Annotated in this window: 13 protein-coding genes; 7 read left to right on the top strand and 6 right to left on the bottom strand. The window is 70.9% G+C overall.

The window, feature by feature from the left end:
- Nucleotides 1-14 precede the first annotated feature (14 nt).
- On the bottom strand, nucleotides 15-3,158 hold the full coding sequence (gene ileS / locus ACZ7DL_RS33420) for an isoleucine--tRNA ligase (protein ID WP_470779992.1): 3,144 nt from the start codon (nucleotides 3,156-3,158) through the stop codon (nucleotides 15-17).
- A gap of 602 nt (nucleotides 3,159-3,760) precedes the next feature.
- On the opposite strand from ileS, the gene ACZ7DL_RS33415 reads away from it, so the two are divergent.
- From ACZ7DL_RS33415 to ACZ7DL_RS33395, 5 genes are all read left to right on the top strand, one after another.
- Entirely contained in the window at nucleotides 3,761-4,813 is a 1,053-nt protein-coding gene (locus tag ACZ7DL_RS33415) for a TraR/DksA C4-type zinc finger protein (RefSeq protein ID WP_470779990.1), read from the top strand.
- Nucleotides 4,814-4,880: 67 nt separating this feature from the next.
- Entirely contained in the window at nucleotides 4,881-5,480 is a 600-nt protein-coding gene (lspA, locus tag ACZ7DL_RS33410; protein ID WP_470779987.1) for a signal peptidase II, read from the top strand.
- An 83-nt stretch (nucleotides 5,481-5,563) separates the two neighbouring features.
- On the top strand, nucleotides 5,564-6,508 hold the full coding sequence (locus tag ACZ7DL_RS33405) for an RluA family pseudouridine synthase (RefSeq protein ID WP_470779986.1): 945 nt from the start codon (nucleotides 5,564-5,566) through the stop codon (nucleotides 6,506-6,508).
- Nucleotides 6,505-6,972: a GNAT family N-acetyltransferase gene (locus tag ACZ7DL_RS33400; protein WP_470779985.1), complete on the top strand. Its 468-nt coding sequence runs from the start codon at nucleotides 6,505-6,507 to the stop codon at nucleotides 6,970-6,972. The genes ACZ7DL_RS33405 and ACZ7DL_RS33400 overlap by 4 nt, the downstream gene beginning before the upstream one ends.
- Nucleotides 6,973-7,114: 142 nt before the next feature.
- Nucleotides 7,115-8,701, top strand: coding sequence for a Na+/H+ antiporter (locus ACZ7DL_RS33395; protein ID WP_470779983.1), 1,587 nt, complete (start codon nucleotides 7,115-7,117; stop codon nucleotides 8,699-8,701).
- A 204-nt stretch (nucleotides 8,702-8,905) separates the two neighbouring features.
- On the opposite strand, the gene ACZ7DL_RS33390 is transcribed toward ACZ7DL_RS33395, so the two are convergent.
- The gene (locus ACZ7DL_RS33390; RefSeq protein ID WP_470779981.1) at nucleotides 8,906-10,012 is read right to left on the bottom strand and encodes a mechanosensitive ion channel family protein; all 1,107 of its coding nucleotides are present in this window, start codon (nucleotides 10,010-10,012) and stop codon (nucleotides 8,906-8,908) included.
- Between the two features lie 107 nt (nucleotides 10,013-10,119).
- On the opposite strand from ACZ7DL_RS33390, the gene ACZ7DL_RS33385 reads away from it, so the two are divergent.
- A complete protein-coding gene (locus tag ACZ7DL_RS33385; RefSeq protein ID WP_470779979.1) occupies nucleotides 10,120-10,689 on the top strand; it encodes a dienelactone hydrolase family protein in 570 nt (189 codons plus the stop codon).
- A 7-nt stretch (nucleotides 10,690-10,696) separates the two neighbouring features.
- On the opposite strand, the gene ACZ7DL_RS33380 is transcribed toward ACZ7DL_RS33385, so the two are convergent.
- The 4 genes from ACZ7DL_RS33380 to ACZ7DL_RS33365 all read right to left on the bottom strand — a co-directional run bounded on the left by ACZ7DL_RS33380 (nucleotide 10,697) and on the right by ACZ7DL_RS33365 (nucleotide 15,483).
- Nucleotides 10,697-12,367: an alkaline phosphatase D family protein gene (locus ACZ7DL_RS33380; RefSeq protein WP_470779977.1), complete on the bottom strand. Its 1,671-nt coding sequence runs from the start codon at nucleotides 12,365-12,367 to the stop codon at nucleotides 10,697-10,699.
- Nucleotides 12,368-12,448: 81 nt separating this feature from the next.
- Entirely contained in the window at nucleotides 12,449-13,261 is an 813-nt protein-coding gene (locus tag ACZ7DL_RS33375) for a thioredoxin domain-containing protein (RefSeq protein WP_470779975.1), read from the bottom strand.
- Nucleotides 13,262-13,402: 141 nt separating this feature from the next.
- Nucleotides 13,403-14,089, bottom strand: coding sequence for a hypothetical protein (locus ACZ7DL_RS33370; RefSeq protein WP_470779974.1), 687 nt, complete (start codon nucleotides 14,087-14,089; stop codon nucleotides 13,403-13,405).
- Nucleotides 14,090-14,157: 68 nt separating this feature from the next.
- The gene (locus tag ACZ7DL_RS33365; RefSeq protein WP_470779972.1) at nucleotides 14,158-15,483 is read right to left on the bottom strand and encodes a DUF2252 domain-containing protein; all 1,326 of its coding nucleotides are present in this window, start codon (nucleotides 15,481-15,483) and stop codon (nucleotides 14,158-14,160) included.
- A 224-nt stretch (nucleotides 15,484-15,707) separates the two neighbouring features.
- On the opposite strand from ACZ7DL_RS33365, the gene ACZ7DL_RS33360 reads away from it, so the two are divergent.
- A partial coding sequence (locus tag ACZ7DL_RS33360) for a PHP domain-containing protein (protein ID WP_470779970.1) occupies nucleotides 15,708-16,888 on the top strand: 1,181 nt, incomplete at its 3' end.

Here is a 16,888-nt window from a genome sequence, read left to right as displayed (position 1 = left end):
CGGATGTCCGGTGGTTACGCCTTGCGCAGGCGGAACGTGAGCGACAGACCCTCGTCGGTGAAGGGCTCGCCGAAGGTGTCGTCCGCCTCGCCCTGGGCGAAGTCGGTCGCGAGGACCTCGTCGGCGATCAGCCCCGCGTGCTCGCCGAGGCCCGCCACGACCGCCGGGTCGGTGGAGGTCCAGCGCAGCGCGATCCGGTCGGCGACGTCCAGGCCGCTGTTCTTGCGTGCCTCCTGGATCAGCCGGATCGCGTCACGGGCCAGGCCCGCCTGCCGCAGCTTCTCCGTGATCTCCAGGTCCAGCGCCACCGTGGCACCGGAGTCGGAGGCCACCGACCAGCCCTCGCGCGGGGTCTCCGTGATGATCACCTCGTCCGGGGCGAGGGCGACCGTCTCACCGTCGACCTCCACGGACGCCGTGCCCTCACGCAGCGCGAGCGACAGGGCCGCCGCGTCGGCACCAGTGATGGCCTTCGCCACATCCTGGACACGCTTGCCGAACCGCTTGCCGAGCGCCCGGAAGTTGGCCTTGGCCGTCGTGTCGACCAGGCTGCCGCCGACCTCGCTCAGCGACGCCAGCGCCTCGACGTTCAACTCCTCGGTGATCTGCGTGTGCAGCTCCGGGTCCAGGGACTCGAAGCCGGTGGCGGCGATCAGCGCACGCGACAGCGGCTGGCGGGTCTTGACGCCCGACTCCGCGCGCGTGGCGCGGCCCAGCTCCACCAGCCGGCGGACCAGGACCATCTGCTTCGACAGCTCCGGGTCGATCGCCGACAGGTCCGCCTCCGGCCAGGCGGCCAGGTGCACGGACTCCGGTGCGCCCGGGCTGACCGGAACGACCAGGTCCTGCCACACGCGCTCGGTGATGAACGGGGTGATCGGCGCCAGCAGCTTGGTGACCGTCTCCAGCACCTCGTGCAGCGTGCGCAACGCGGCCTTGTCGCCCTGCCAGAACCGGCGGCGCGAGCGGCGGACGTACCAGTTGGACAGGTCGTCGACGAACGCGGACAGCAGCTTGCCGGCGCGCTGGGTGTCGTACGCCTCCAGAGCCTGGGTCACCTGATCGGTCAGCGCGTGCAGCTCGGACAGCAGCCAGCGGTCCAGCACCGGGCGCTCGGCCGGGGCCGGGTCCGCCGCGGACGGCGCCCACTGCGACGTACGGGCGTACAGCGCCTGGAAGGCGACCGTGTTCCAGTACGTCAGCAGCGTCTTGCGGACGACCTCCTGGATGGTGCCGTGGCCGACCCGGCGCGCGGCCCAGGGGGAGCCGCCGGCTGCCATGAACCAGCGCACCGCGTCCGCGCCGTGCTGGTCCATGAGCGGGATCGGCTGGAGGATGTTGCCCAGGTGCTTGGACATCTTGCGGCCGTCCTCGGCCAGGATGTGGCCCAGGCAGACGACGTTCTCGTACGACGACTTGTCGAAGACGAGCGTGCCGACGGCCATCAGCGTGTAGAACCAGCCACGGGTCTGGTCGATCGCCTCGGAGATGAACTGCGCCGGGTACCGGCTCTCGAACAGCTCCTTGTTCTTGTACGGGTAGCCCCACTGCGCGAACGGCATCGAACCCGAGTCGTACCAGGCGTCGATGACCTCCGGCACGCGCGTGGCCGTCTTGCCGCACGCCTCGTGACGGCAGGCGAAGGTGACCTCGTCGATGAACGGGCGGTGCGGGTCGAGGCCCGACTGGTCGGTGCCGGTCAGCTCGGTCAGCTCCGCGCGGGAGCCGACGCACGTGAGGTGGTCGTCCTCGCAGCGCCAGATCGGCAGCGGGGTGCCCCAGTAGCGGTTGCGGGACAGCGCCCAGTCGATGTTGTTGTTCAGCCAGTCGCCGAAGCGGCCGTGCTTGACCGTCTCGGGGAACCAGTTGGTCTTCTCGTTCTCCTGGATCAGCCGGTCCTTGACCGCCGTCGTGCGGATGTACCAGGAGGGCTGTGCGTAGTAGAGCAGCGCGGTGTGGCAGCGCCAGCAGTGCGGGTAGCTGTGTTCGTACGGCAGGTGCTTGAAGAGGAGGCCGCGCTGCTTCAGGTCCTCGGTGAGGTTTTCGTCCGCCTTCTTGAAGAAGATGCCACCGACCAGCGGGACGTCTTCGTCGAAGGTGCCGTCCGGGCGGACCGGGTTGACCACGGGCAGGCCGTAGGAGCGGCAGACCTTGAGGTCGTCCTCACCGAAGGCGGGGGACTGGTGGACCAGACCCGTACCGTCCTCGGTGGTCACGTAGTCGGCGTTGACCACATAGTGCGCCGGCTCCGGGAACTCCACGAGCTCGAACGGACGTTGATACGTCCAGCGCTCCATCTCCGCGCCGGTGAAGGTCTGGCCTGTGGTCTCCCAGCCCTCGCCGAGCGCCTTGGCGACGAGTGGCTCGGCGACGACGAGCTTCTCCTCGCCGTCGGTCGCGACGACGTAGGTGACCTCCGGGTGCGCGGCGACCGCCGTGTTGGACACCAGGGTCCAGGGGGTCGTCGTCCACACCAGGAGCGCGGCCTCGCCGGCGAGCGGACCGGAGGTGAGCGGGAAACGGACGTACACGGACGGGTCGATCACCGTCTCGTAGCCCTGCGCCAGCTCGTGGTCGGACAGGCCGGTGCCGCAGCGCGGGCACCAGGGGGCGACACGGTGGTCCTGGACCAGCAGGCCCTTGTTGAAGATCTCCTTCAGCGACCACCAGACGGACTCGATGTACGCGGGGTCCATCGTGACGTAGGCGTCGCCCAGGTCGACCCAGTAGCCCATGCGGGTCGTCAGCTCTTCGAAGGCGTCGGTGTGGCGCAGTACGGACTCGCGGCACTTGGCGTTGAACTCGGCGATGCCGTACGCCTCGATGTCCTTCTTGCCGCTGAAGCCGAGCTCCTTCTCCACCGTGAGCTCCACGGGGAGGCCATGGCAGTCCCAGCCGGCCTTGCGGGCCACGTGGTAGCCGCGCATGGTGCGGAAGCGGGGGAAGACGTCCTTGAAGACGCGCGCCTCGATGTGGTGGGCGCCGGGCATGCCGTTGGCGGTGGGTGGGCCCTCGTAGAACACCCACTCCGGGCGGCCCTCGGACTGCTCCAGGCTCTTGGCGAAGATCTTCTGCTCGCGCCAGAAATCGAGCACGGCGTGCTCAAGAGCGGGCAGGTCGACCTGTGCGGGCACCTGGCGGTACGTCGGCGCTGTCATCTGCGAGCATCCTCCAACGGACTTGCTGCCTTCCGTCGGAGGGACGAGAGCCTTCGTTCCTGTCTACGCCGTGTGCGGCGCGCTCCCGCGGTACCACCCTCCTTGGCCCCCCGCCACGCCGTACGCGCCGGTGAGCCCCCTCATTGGGGTCGCGAAGCCGGTTCTACTCGCCGTGGCTCCTCCACGGCTTTCTTCCGGCGGCTCCGGGGTGATCTTCACGTCGCGCTCGCCCCCGGGCTCACACCGTCCCCGGGTCGCTCTGGGCTGCGTACGCCGCTACTCGTCCCCATCCACGCTTCTCGCTGCGCCCAGTGTACGGCGCCGCGCGGACGGCGGCGGACCGGTTTTCCGCGTGGCGGGCGCGGCCGCCGCCCGACCGGGCCGGATGACCCGAATGGCGAGGGGGCCTCGGCCCGGGTCCGCGTGGGCCGGGCCCGGCGGATTACCAGGCGGGGAGCTGGGCACAACGGATGCAGGTCCGTGGCTCGGGGGGCACGGGCGGGCGAATCGGGCGGTGTGCCCCGTTGCCGCGGGACTCAAGTCGATTTATCGTCCCAGCACGATTCGCGAGCAACATCACAATATGTGAAGGGGTCGCGGCCATGGTGGCGAAGAAGACCGCCGTACAGCAGCCGGCGACCGGGAAGACCGGCGCGCTGCCTGCCACCAAGAAGACGGCCCCGGACAAGACGGCCGCCGGGAGGACGGCTGCGAACAACACGGCCGTCAAGAAGACGGCTGCCGAGAAGTCGGCCGCCAAGAAGACGGCTGCCGAGAAGCCGGTCGCCAAGAAGGCGGCCGCCGGTAAGACAGCCGCCGGTAAGACAGCCGTCAAGGCGACGGTGGCCGGGAAAGCGGTTGCCGAGGGGACGGCCGCGACGAAGACGGCTGCCGAGGGGACGACCACGAAGAAGACGGCCACGACGAAGACGACCACGAAGAAGACGGCCACGACGAAGACGGCCACGAAGAAGACGGCCACGACGAAGACGGCCACGAAGAAGTCGGCAACGAAGAAGACGGCGGCTGGGGAATCGGCCGGCAAGAAGACCGTCGCCAAGAAGACCGCCACCGGGAAGGCCGCTGCCGAGAAGGCCGCGGTCGGGGAGGCGGCCGAGAACAGTACGGCCAAGGAAGCGGGCGCGGCGCGGGCCGCGAAGCAGACGGGAGCCACGACGGTGGTTGCGAAGAAGACTCCTGGCACGGCCACGGCGGCCGAGACCGCCGTTCCCAAGGCGCGGGTCGCCGCGGCGGAGCCCGGCGAGCTGGCGGTGCGCCCCGGCGAGGACCCCTGGACCCCGGAAGAGGTCGCCGAGGCCCGCGCGGAGCTCCAGTCCGAGGCGGAGCGGCTCCAGGAGGAGATCAGCTCGTCCGAGGCGTCCCTCGTCGGCCTGATGCGGGACTCCGGGGACGGCGCCGGCGACGACCAGGCCGACACCGGCACCAAGAACATCACGCGCGAGCACGAGCTGGCGCTGGCCGCCAACGCGCGCGAGATGCTGATCCAGACCGAACGCGCCCTGGAACGGCTCGACGCGGGCACCTACGGCCTGTGCGAGAACTGCGGCAACCCCATCGGAAAGGCCCGTATGCAGGCGTTCCCGCGAGCCACCCTGTGTGTGGAGTGCAAGCAGAAGCAGGAACGTCGCTCCTGAGCGTGAGGGGCCCTCGGGGCGTGCCGTAGTCTCGTCCTCAGTCAGGCACCTAAATCGAGGGACTCACGTGGCAGAGGCGGAGCGGATCATCGGTACGCCGGACACCCCGGACGACAGCGGCGAGCAGCCGGCGGCGGCCGGCGCGGCGGAGCGGCAGGCTCCGGCGCCGCAGCGGACCGGCCGCGGGCGCCGGATCGCCGTGCTGTTCGCGGTGGCCGCGTTCGCGTACGCCATCGACCTGATCAGCAAGATGCTCGTGGTCTCCCGGCTGGAGGGCCACGCGCCGATCCGGGTCGTCGGGGACCTGCTGGAGCTGCACGCCATCCGCAACCCGGGCGCCGCCTTCGGCTTCGGCGCGGCCTTCACGATCATCTTCACGCTGATCGCCGCGGCCGTGATCGTGGTCATCATCCGCCTGGCCCGCAAGCTCTACAGCTTCCCCTGGGCGGTCGCGCTCGGCCTGCTGCTCGGCGGCGCGCTCGGCAACCTCACCGACCGGATCTTCCGGTCGCCGGGCGTCTTCGAGGGCGAGGTGGTGGACTTCATCGCGCCCAAGGGATTCGCGGTCTTCAACCTCGCCGACTCGGCGATCGTGTGCGGCGGCATCCTGATCGTGCTGCTGTCCTTCCGCGGCCTGGACCCGGACGGCACCGTCCACAAGGACTGAGGCGGGCACGTTCCGCCGGGGCCGCCGGGGAGTTGTCCACAGGCCCGTGCGGGGCCGTCCGGTCCGTCCGGCATACTCGACGGGTGAGCACGATTCCCGAGATCCGTACCCTGCCCGTGCCCGACGGCCTGGAGGGCGAGCGTGTCGACGCCGCCATCTCCCGCATGTTCGGCTTCTCCCGCACCAAGGCGGCGGAGCTGGCCGCGGCCGGCAAGGTCCAGGTCGACGGCGCGGTGGTCGGCAAGTCAGAGCGGGTGAGCGGCGGCGCCTGGCTCGAGGTCGAGATGCCGCAGGCGCCCGCGCCGGTGCAGGTGGTCGCCGAGCCGGTCGAGGGCATGGAGATCGTGCACGACGACGATGACGTGGTCGTGATCGTCAAGCCGGTCGGCGTGGCCGCGCACCCGTCGCCGGGCTGGTCCGGCCCGACCGTCATCGGCGGTCTCGCCGCCGCCGGGTACCGGATCTCCACCTCCGGCGCCGCCGAGCGCCAGGGCATCGTGCACCGACTGGACGTCGGCACCTCCGGCCTGATGGTGGTCGCCAAGTCCGAGTACGCGTACACGTCGCTCAAGCGCCAGTTCAAGGAGCGCACGGTCGACAAGCGCTACCACACCCTGGTCCAGGGCCACCCGGACCCGACGAGCGGCACCATCGACGCCCCGATCGGCCGCCACCCGAACCACGACTACAAGTGGGCGGTCACGGCCGAGGGCAAGCCGTCCGTGACCCACTACGACCTCGTCGAGGCGTTCCGCGCCGCGTCCCTGCTGGACGTGAAGCTGGAGACGGGCCGCACCCACCAGATCCGCGTCCACATGGCCGCCCACCGCCACCCGTGCGTCGGCGACCTCACCTACGGCGCCGACCCGACCCTCGCCAAGCGGCTGCACCTGACCCGCCAGTGGCTGCACGCCGTGCGCCTCGGTTTCGAGCACCCCGGCGACGGCAGCTGGGTGGAGTTCGCGAGCGACTACCCCGAGGACCTCCAGAAGGCCCTCGACCAGGTCCGGGAGGAGACGTACGCGTGAGCCTGCCGTACACCGTCCGGGTCGCCGAGGACCCTGCCGACCACGAGGCGTGCTTCGCGGTCCGCAAGGAGGTCTTCGTGGGCGAACAGGGTGTGGCCGAGGACATCGAGTACGACGCCTACGACGCCGTGGCCGTGCATGTGCTGGCGGTCCGCGAGGACGGGGAGCCGCTGGGCACCGGGCGGCTGCTGTACGGCGAGGCGGCGGCCGCGAAGACCGGCGGGGACCCGGCGGTGGGCTCGCTGGGCCGGCTCGCCGTCTCCCGCGAGGCGCGCGGGCTCGGCGTCGGCGCGGCTCTGGTGCGCGCCATCGAGGAGGCGGCCCGCACGCGTGGTCTGTCGGCGGTGGACCTGCACGCGCAGACCCACGCCCTGGGCTTCTACGAGCGGCTCGGCTACGCGGCGTACGGCCCGGAGTTCCCGGACGCCGGCATACCGCACCGGGCGATGCGCCGGTCCCTCTAGCCGTCCGTAACTCCAGCCGCCGGTCCCAGCCGCCGGGGTCCGCACCGGAGGCCGTCCGGGCCGGTAGGCGTCGGAACGGCTCGTGCGGGGGCGTCATGGCAGGCTGGAGACCTGCCGTGTGATCGTCGACCCCCGGAGCGCCGTGGATCAGCTGGCTCTGTTGTTCGTACTACTGCTCGGGGCCCTGGTGAGCGTCCCGCTGGGAGACCGGTTCGGGGTGCCGGCGCCGGTGCTGATGACCCTGTTCGGCGGGGCCCTGGCCGTGGCCGAGTTCGTGCCGAACGTGGACATCCCGCCCGACCTGATCCTGCCCGCGCTGCTGCCGCCGCTGCTCTACGCCGCCGTACGCCGGACCTCCTGGCGGCAGTTCGCGGCCAACGTCCGCCCGATCTTCCTGCTGGCCGTCGCCCTGGTGTTCGTGACGACGGTCTGCGTGGCGCTCGTCGCCAACGCGATCGTGCCCGGGCTGCCGATCGCCGCCGCCATCGCGCTCGGTGCCCTGATCGCGCCGCCCGACCCGGTCGCCGCTACCAGCGTCGCCGGCCGGCTCGGGCTGCCGCGCCGCCTGGTGTCGATCCTGGAGGGCGAGGGGCTCTTCAACGACGTCACGGCCATCGTGCTGTACCACGTGGCGATCGGGGCCGCCGTGAGCGGCACCTTCTCCGCCTGGCAGGCGGGGGTGGACCTGGTGCTCTCCGCCGTCGTCGCGGTGGCTGTCGGGCTGGTGCTGGGCTGGGGCGCGAACAAGCTGATGGACCTGCTGGGCGACCCGACCCTCCAGATCGGCATGACCCTGCTGGTGCCGTACGCCTCCTACGTGCTCGCCGAGAAGCTGCACGGCTCCGGGGTGCTCGCCGTGCTGACCACGGCCCTCTTCCTCGCCGAATACGCCACCGACGCCGACGACGTGATGACCCGGCTGGCCGGGCACACCTTCTGGGACATCATCGACACCCTCGTGACGGGCGTCGCCTTCGGGCTGATCGGGCTGGAGCTGCACAACGCGATCCGCACGGCCCAGGGGCGGTGGGGCGAGATGCTCGGCTGGGCCGCCGCCGTGGTGGCCGTGGTGGTCGTCGTACGGCTGCTGTGGCTGCTGCCGGCGACCTGGCTGACCAAGCGGCTGCACGCCCGCCGGGACTACGACGAGGAGATCCCGGTGAGCTGGCGGGAGACCGTCGTCATGTGGTGGTCCGGGATGCGCGGGGTGGCCTCGGTGGCGCTGGCGCTGGCCGTGCCGCTCCGGACCGAGGACGGGTCTGCGTTCCCCGACCGGGGCGAGATCATCTTCATCGCGTTCGGGGTGATCATCGCCACGCTGGTGGTGCAGGGGCTGACGCTGCCCTGGCTGGTGAGGCGGCTGGGGGTGCGGGCCGACTCCGAGCGGGAGAAGGAGTTCGAGAAGGAGCTGGCGGTGCGGGCGGCCAAGGCGGCCAAGCGCCGGCTGCGGGAGATCGAGCAGGTGGAGGAGCTGCCCGAGGACCTGTCCGAGCAGATGCTGCGGCGCGCCTTCGACATCGGGATCCGGATCAGTCCGGACATGGGGGAGGAGGAGCGGCGGGAGGCGCAGCACCAGCGGGCCAAGCGGATCAGGCGGGTGCGGCACATCCAGAACGAGATGCTGAGCGCCGCCCGGCACGAGGTGCTGGCGGCGCGGAGCGAGCCCGGGGCGGATCCGGAGATCGTCGACCGGGTGCTGCGCCATCTCGACGTGCGCAGCCTGCGCTGAGCGGCCCCTCCCGGTGTCCCCGGGCACACAAGGTGCCCCCCGGCCCGTCATACGAAAGTGCCGGCGCGGTGGACGAGTTGCGACGGCCCCGGCCGCGCGTCCCTGGTCGCGGATCATGACTCGCACGATCGTGACCAGTGAGCGCGGCCGAGCCCCGGCCCGGCCCCGGCCCAGGCAGGTCAGCCCCGGCCCTGCCCCGGCAGGTCAGCCGCGGCCGGCGCGCGGGAAGTCGTAGGCCCTGCGCAGAGCGGCGCCGTCGGGGGAGGGGATCTGGTGCGGCGGGAGCACCGCATCCGCGGTGTTCACCCGGGGCAGCGCATAGGGGTGCTCCGTGCACAGCCAGGTCATCATCTGCTCGCGGACCGTGACCCGCACCGTCCAGATGTCGTCGGCGTCCTTCGCCGTCACCAGCGCGCGCACCTGGATGGTGTTCGGCGTGGTGTCCGTCACCTGAAGGGTGCAGGCGCGGCCGTCCCAGGCCGGGCACTCGCGCAGGATGTCCCGAAGCTTCTCGCGCATCGCCTCGACCGGCGCGCTGTGGTCGAGGTGCCAGAAGACGATCCCGGTCATCTGCGGGGTGCCGCGGGACCAGTTCTCGAAGGGCTTGGAGGTGAAGTACGACACCGGCATGGTGATCCGGCGCTCGTCCCAGGTGCGTACGGTCAGAAAGGTCAGGGTGATCTCCTCGACCGTGCCCCACTCGCCGTCCACGACGACCGTGTCGCCGAGCCGGACCATGTCGCCGAAGGCGATCTGAAGCCCGGCGAACAAGTTCGACAGCGTGGACTGGGCCGCGACACCGGCCACGATGCCGAGTACCCCGGCGGAGGCCAGCAGGGACGCGCCGGCCGCGCGCATCGCCGGGAAGGTCAGCAGCATGGCGGCCACGGCGACCACCCCGACGATCGCCGCCACCACGCGCATGATCAGCGTCACCTGGGTGCGCACCCGCCGGACCCGGGCGGGGTCGTGATGGGCGCGCGCGTAGCGGCTGTACGACGTCTCGACCACGGCTGCCGCGATCCGGATCACCAGCCAGGCCGCCGCCCCGATCAGCACCAGGGTCAGCGTCCGCCCGACTCCGGTGCGGTGCTCCTCCAGCAGGTCGGCCTCGTCGTAGGTGCCTCTGAGCAGGGCGGCGCACAGCACCATCTGGTACGGCACGCGGCCACGCCGCAGCAGGTCCCACAGCGGGGTCTCGTTGTGGCGCTGGTCGGCCTTGCGCAGCAGCACGTCCGTGGCCCAGCCGATGAGCACGGTCAGGACCACGGCGGTGCCGATGACGATCACGGGGCGGAGTACGGTCTCCATGCCTCCGAACCTAACCGGCTTCGGCGGAGCATGAACATGTGACTTCGGCGCGCGTGTGGGTACGGGCGCGGTACGGCCCCGGTGGGCCCGGCTGGCACCATGGCCTCATGAACATCATGCTCTTTCACTCGACCTACGGGCTCAGGCCCGCGGTGCGCGAGGCCGCGGACCGGCTGCGCGCGGCGGGCCACGAGGTGTGGACGCCGGACCTCTTCGAGGGGCGCACGTTCGACACGGTCGAGGAGGGCATGGAGTTCAAGGAGCAGGTCGGCAAGGAGGAACTGCTGAAACGGGCCGTGCTGGCGGCGGCGCCGTACTCGGACCGGGGGCTGGTGTACGCCGGGTTCTCCCTCGGCGCCTCCGTCGCCCAGACCCTGGCCCTCGGCGACGACAAGGCGCGCGGGCTGCTGCTTCTGCACGGCACGTCGGACATCGCGCCGAACGCGCACGTGGACGAGCTGCCGGTGCAGCTGCACGTGGCCGAGCCGGACCCGTTCGAGACGGACGACTGGCTGAGCGCCTGGTATCTCCAGATGGGCCGGGCGGGCGCCGACGTGGAGGTCTACCGGTACGCCGGCGCGGGTCACCTCTACACCGACCCCGAGCTGCCGGACTACGACGCCGAGGCCGCCGAGGCCACCTGGCGGGTGGCGCTCGGCTTCCTCGACAGCCTCTAGCCGGCGGCTACACCGGGTCGTACGTCCGCTCGACCTTCTGCGTACCGCTGCGGGTGCGGTACGAGCGCGCCCAGCTGGAGGTGGCGTTCGCGTCGGCGCGGTCGGACAGGACGTAGTAGTCCATCTGCGCGCGGTCGGCGGTGATGTCCAGGACGCCGTAGCCGTGGCGGTCGGTGTCCACCCAGTGGACGTGCCGGTTGGCGGCCTTGATGACCGGCGAGGTGACCGCGGAGACCGTGCCCTCGGGCACCTTCACGATGTCGTCCAGGTTGTCGGAGGTCACCGAGGTCACCACGAACTCGGTGGCCGCCGACGCCGACAGCGGGTAGGTGCCCGCGTCCACCGGCACGTCGTTGGCCCACGCCATGTGGATGTCACCGGTCAGGAAGACGGTGTTGCCGATGGCGTTGGAGCGCAGGTGGGACAGCAGTTCGCGGCGGTCGTCGGTGTAGCCGTCCCACTGGTCGGTGTTGGCGGCGATGCCCTCCTGCGGCAGACCGAGCAGCTTGGCGAGCGGTTTGAACAGGTCGGCGGAGAGCGAGCCGAAGGAGAACGGCGAGATCATCACCGAGTTGCCGACCAGCCGCCACTTGGTGTCGGAGGCCTTCAGGCCGGCCTTCAGCCAGTCGAGCTGGGCGCGGCCGGTGAGCGTGCGGTCCGGGTCGTCCACCGAGCCGCTCGCCGTGGATGCCTGCTGGGAGCGGAAGGAGCGCAGGTCCAGCAGGGACAGGTCGGCGAGCTTGCCGAAGCGCAGACGCCGGTAGGTGGTGCCGGCGATGGCCGGGCGGACCGGCATCCACTCGAAGTAGGCCTGCTTGGCGGCGGCCTGACGGGCCGCCCAGGTGCCCTCGGCGCCCTCGGTGTGGTTGACCGCGCCGCCCGACCAGGCGTTGTCGGCGAACTCGTGGTCGTCCCAGATGGCGATGACCGGCGCCTTCAGGTGCAGGGCCTGGAGGTCGGGGTCGGTCTTGTACTTCGCGTGCCGGATCCGGTAGTCGGCGAGGGTGAGGATCTCGCCCGCGGGCGCGTGCGGGCGGACGACCTTGCCCCGGGTGCCGTACTCGCCGGACTTGTACTCGTAGATGTAGTCGCCGAGATGCAGCCAGGCGTCCAGGTCGTTGCGGGCCGCGAGGTGGCGGTAGGCCGAGAAGTAGCCGGCCTCCCAGTTGGCGCAGGAGACCACGCCGAAGCGCAGGCCGGACACGTCCGCGTCCGCCGCCGGCGCGGTGCGGGTGCGCGCCACCGGGGAGTCGTTGCCGCCGGCCGAGAAGCGGAACCAGTAGTCGGTGGCCGGCTCCAGGCCGCGGATGTCGGCCTTCACGGTGTGGTCGGAGGCGGCCGTCGCGGTGGTGGAGCCCTTGGCGACGATGCTGGTGAACGACTTGTCCCGGGCGACGACCCAGCTGACCTCGGTGTCCGGTCCGAGCCCGGAGCCGGGTATCGCCTCCGGGGCCGGGGTCACCCGGGTCCACAGCAGCACACCGTCGGGCAGCGGGTCACCGGAGGCGACACCGTGCAGGAATGCGGGGGCGTCCGTGGCGGCGCGAGCCGGCAGAGCGGCGGCCAGCGGGCCGGCCAGGACAGCGGTCGCCGCCGCGGCCTTGACGACCGTACGGCGGCGGGGCGAAAGCGAGTCGAGGCCGCGGACGGCCTCGGATGATCTGTATCGACTGGTCACGGACGATCAGGTTACTGATCGGTACGCGTCAGGGCGGGCGAACTCGCAAAAGTTCGCCCGCAATTCGACGCAAGGCCGGGCTCAGCCCTTCAGGGCCGCCTCCAGCGCGGTGTTGAACTCGGCGGCGGACATCGGCGCGTGCTCGCCGTCGGCGCCCGTCAGGGTCTTGTCGCCCATCTTCAGGGTCGGCGTGGCCTCGATGCCGTCCTTGCCGAAGAGCTTGGACTCCTCCAGCGCCCACCGGTCGTAGGTGCCGTCCTTCACGGCCTTCCGGAAGGCCGCGTTGCCCTTCAGGGCGGGGACCGTGTCGGCGATCTTGATCAGGTAGGCGTCGTCCTTGAACTCGTCGGTGGTCTCCGCGGGGTGCCACTTCTTCGAGTACATCGCGGACTTGTACTCGAGGAACGCCTCGGGGCTGACGTCGAGCGCGGCGCCCAGGGCGCTCAGCGCGTTCTTGGAGCCCTCGCCGGTCAGGCCCTTGTCGAGGAAGGTGGCACCGACGTACTGGATCTTGAACTTGCCGGCGTCCAGGTCCTTCTTGACCGTGGGGCCGACCGCCTGCTCGAAGGTCGCGCAGACCGGGCAGCGCGGGTCCTCGTACATGACCAGGGTCTTCTCGGCGCTGCTCTTGCCGAGGACGATCGTCGTGCCGTCCTTGCCCGTGGTGTTGGCCGGCTTGACGAGCTTGTCGTCCTTCGCGGCCTCCCAGTAGCCGGGCTTGTTCATCTGCACGACGGCGTAGCCGATGCCGCCGGCCGCGGCCAGGACGCCGACCACCGAGGCGGCCACGATCAGCTGGCGCCTGATCTTGTCGCGCTTGGCCTGCCGCTCGCGCTCCTGGCGCAGCCGCTCCCGGGCCGCCGTCTTCGCCGCCTGGCTGTTCCGCTTGCTCATGGTGGTGATCTCCATAGGGGACGCGCACACGTCGTACGCGGGATACGTGTGGGGGACTGATCGTGCTCAGGTGCCGTCGCCGTGTGGGAGCGGTCGTCGCTCAGGTGAAGCGGACATCGCTCCGGCGGGAGCGGGTGTCGCTCAGCCGAGGGCGGCGGCGGGGGAGCACGGCGGTCCACGCCGTCCCAGGGAGTGCACGAGGAGCCGGTCGCGGGCGGCGGCACGGCGGGGGGCCGGGCGGGGCAGCCGGCCGACCCGGACCGGGCGTACGGCGACCGCGGCCACCGCCAGCAGCAGCGGCCGGAAGGTGGTGGCGGCGACCGCGCGCAGCAGCTGGGTCAGCGCCCGCTCGCCCCGGCGCAGCCAGGCGGCGGCGAGCAGGCCCACACCGATGTGCGCGGCCAGCAGCAGCCAGGCGGCGGCCGGGCCGGCGTCGGCGAAGAGCGCTCCGGCGCGGTCGGCACCGCCGGTGACCTGGGCCAGCGGGGTGCCCACCCGGCCCTCGCACAGCACGTCCAGGCCCACCGCGCGCAGCGGACCGGCGACCGGGCCGCCCGCCCGGCCGTAACAGGTGTGCTGGCCGGTGGTGAACACCGTGTCGGCGGCCAGCTCCAGCGGGACCAGCAGAGCCGCGATCCGGCCGAAGCCACGCTCGCGGCCCGCCAGCGCGTACGCGGTGACGAACACCCCGGCGGCGACCGCGCCCACGGTCGCCAGCGGCAGCGGAGCACGGGACAGCAGGACGTGCGACGCGGTGCTGAGCGTCACGACGAAGGCCGTGAACAGCGCCGCGCGCACGGCTTTGAGCTGGGTCCCGGATATGTCCATAGCGAGAGAAGAGTGTGTCACGTACGCGAGTAAGGCACCCCTAAAGAGTGCCTGTGAATCCGCGGAGGCTAAAGCCCCGGAATCCGGCCGTTGCGGAACAGGTCGACGAAGATCTGGTGGTCGGCACGCGCGCGTGCGCCGTAGGCGTGCGCGAAGTCCACCAGCAGGGGCGCGAAGCCCTCCTCGTCGGCCGCGAGGGCCGCGTCGATGGCCCGCTCGGTGGAGAACGGCACCAGGGACTCGCCGGAGGTGTCGTCCGCCGCCGCGTGCATCGTGGCCGTGGCCCGGCCGAGATCGGCGACGACGGCCGCGATCTCCTCCGGGTCGTCGATGTCGTCCCAGTCCAGGTCCACGGCGTACGGCGAGACCTCGGCGACCAGCTGGCCCGCGCCGTCCAGCTCGGTCCAGCCGAGCCACGGGTCGGAGTGCGCCTGCAGGGCCCGCTGGGAGATCACCGTGCGGTGGCCCTCGTGCTGGAAGTACTCCGCGATGGCCGGATCGGTGATGTGCCGGGAGACGGCCGGGGTCTGGGCCTGCTTGATGTAGATCACGACATCGTTCTCCAGGGCGTCGCTGTGGCCCTCCAGGAGGATGTTGTACGACGGCAGGCCCGCCGAACCGATGCCGATGCCCCGGCGGCCCACGACGTCCTTCACCCGGTAGGAGTCCGGGCGGGCCAGGGAGGAGTCCGGGAGCGTCTCCAGATAGCCGTCGAAGGCCGCCAGGACCTTGTAGCGGGTGGCCGCGTCCAGCTCGATGGAGCCGCCGCCCGGGGCGAAGCGGCGCTCGAAGTCGCGGATCTCGGTCATCGACTCCAGCAGCCCGAAGCGGGTCAGCGAGCGGGCGTCACGCAGCGCGTCCAGCAGCGGTCCCTGCGCGGTGTCCAGCGTGAACGGCGGCACCTCGTCCCGCTTGGCGCCGGCGGCCAGGGCGTGGATGCGCTCGCGGTAGGCGGCGGCGTAGACCGTCACCAGCTCGGTGATCTGCTCGTCACTGAGCGCCTTCGCGTACCCGACGAGCGCGACGGACGCCGCGAAGCGCTTGAGGTCCCAGGTGAAGGGGCCGACGTAGGCCTCGTCGAAGTCGTTGACGTTGAAGACCAGGCGGCCGTTGGAGTCCATGTACGTGCCGAAGTTCTCCGCGTGCAGATCGCCGTGGATCCACACGCGCGAGGTGCGCTCGTCCAGGTACGGGCCGCCCCGCTTCTCCGCGTCGAGGTCGTGATAGAAGAGGCACGCCGTGCCTCGGTAGAACGCGAAGGCCGAGGCCGCCATCTTCCGGAATTTCACCCGGAACGCGGCCGGGTCGGCGGCCAGGAGCCGGCCGAAGGCGGTGTCGAAGACGGCGAGGATCTCCTCGCCGCGCTGCTCCTCGTCGAGCTGGGGGACCGACATCGCGGGGTGCCTCCTGGTGCAGTGCCTGTACGACAGCGTTTCTGCCGTCTCCAACGCACGAAGGTACGCGGGAGTGCCCACCCGTCACCCGACCGCCGCCCCTCATCGAGACGCTTCGCGCCGCGGTAATCATCTCGGGTGTCAGTCCCGGGGCATAGACTTCGACGCTGTCCCCCAGAGTGTCCGCCCACCCGTCGCCGAGTGTTTCCGTTGGAGGCCAAACCGTGTCGAAGCCGCCGTTCACGCACCTGCACGTCCACACCCAGTACTCGCTGCTGGACGGTGCCGCGCGGCTCAAGGACATGTTCAACGCGTGCAACGAGATGGGCATGACGCACATCGCCATGTCCGACCACGGCAACCTCCACGGGGCGTACGACTTCTTCCACTCCGCGAAGAAGGCCGGAATCACCCCGATCATCGGGATCGAGGCGTATGTCGCCCCCGAGTCCCGGCGCAACAAGCGCAAGATCCTCTGGGGCCAGCCGCACCAGAAGCGGGACGACATCTCCGGTTCGGGTGGTTACACGCACAAGACGATGTGGGCCGTGAACAGGACCGGCCTGCACAACCTCTTCCGCCTCTCCTCCGACGCCTACGCCGAGGGCTGGCTCCAGAAGTGGCCCCGGATGGACAAGGAGACCATCGCCCGGTGGTCCGAGGGCATCGTCGCCTCCACCGGCTGCCCCTCCGGCGAGGTGCAGACCCGGCTGCGCCTCGGCCACTTCGACGAGGCCCTGAAGGCCGCCGCCGACTACCAGGACATCTTCGGCAAGGACCGGTACTTCCTGGAGCTGATGGACCACGGCATCGAGATCGAGCGCCGGGTCCGGGACGGCCTGCTGGAGATCGGCAAGAAGCTCGGCATCCCCCCGCTGGTCACCAACGACTCGCACTACACGTACGCGCACGAGGCGGGCGCCCACGACGCCCTGCTGTGCATCCAGACCGGCAAGAACCTCTCCGACCCGGACCGCTTCAAGTTCGACGGCACGGGCTACTACCTGAAGTCCACGGAGGAGATGTACGCCATCGACTCCTCGGACGCCTGGCAGGAGGGCTGCGCCAACACGCTCCTCATCGCCGAGATGGTCGACACCACCGGCATGTTCGAGAAGCGCGACCTCATGCCCAAGTTCGACATCCCGGAGGGCTACACCGAGGTCACCTGGTTCAAGGAGGAGGTCCGCCGCGGCATGGAGCGCCGCTACCCGGACGGCATCCCCGAGGACCGCCAGAAGCAGGCCGACTACGAGATGGACACCATCATCTCGATGGGCTTCCCCGGCTACTTCCTCGTCGTCGCCGACTTCATCATGTGGGCCAAGAAGCAGGGCATCGCGGTCGGCCCCGGCCGAGGCTCCGCGGCCGGCTCGATCGTCGCCTACGCCATGGGCATCACCGA

The sequence above is a fragment of the Streptomyces sp. NPDC036984 genome, assembly GCF_055607665.1.
Note: the sequence above shows the minus strand (reverse complement) of the source record. Positions and strands in the feature narration are given on the sequence as shown.

What these genes read in the sequence shown, in the direction of transcription:
- ileS (WP_470779992.1), bottom strand. Translation starts at nt 3,158, where the DNA reads ATGACAGCGCCGACGTACCGCCAGGTGCCCGCACAGGTCGACCTGCCC.
- ACZ7DL_RS33415 (WP_470779990.1), top strand. Translation starts at nt 3,761, where the DNA reads ATGGTGGCGAAGAAGACCGCCGTACAGCAGCCGGCGACCGGGAAGACC.
- ACZ7DL_RS33390 (WP_470779981.1), bottom strand. Translation starts at nt 10,012, where the DNA reads ATGGAGACCGTACTCCGCCCCGTGATCGTCATCGGCACCGCCGTGGTC.
- ACZ7DL_RS33385 (WP_470779979.1), top strand. Translation starts at nt 10,120, where the DNA reads ATGAACATCATGCTCTTTCACTCGACCTACGGGCTCAGGCCCGCGGTG.
- ACZ7DL_RS33375 (WP_470779975.1), bottom strand. Translation starts at nt 13,261, where the DNA reads ATGAGCAAGCGGAACAGCCAGGCGGCGAAGACGGCGGCCCGGGAGCGG.
- ACZ7DL_RS33370 (WP_470779974.1), bottom strand. Translation starts at nt 14,089, where the DNA reads ATGGACATATCCGGGACCCAGCTCAAAGCCGTGCGCGCGGCGCTGTTC.
- ACZ7DL_RS33365 (WP_470779972.1), bottom strand. Translation starts at nt 15,483, where the DNA reads ATGTCGGTCCCCCAGCTCGACGAGGAGCAGCGCGGCGAGGAGATCCTC.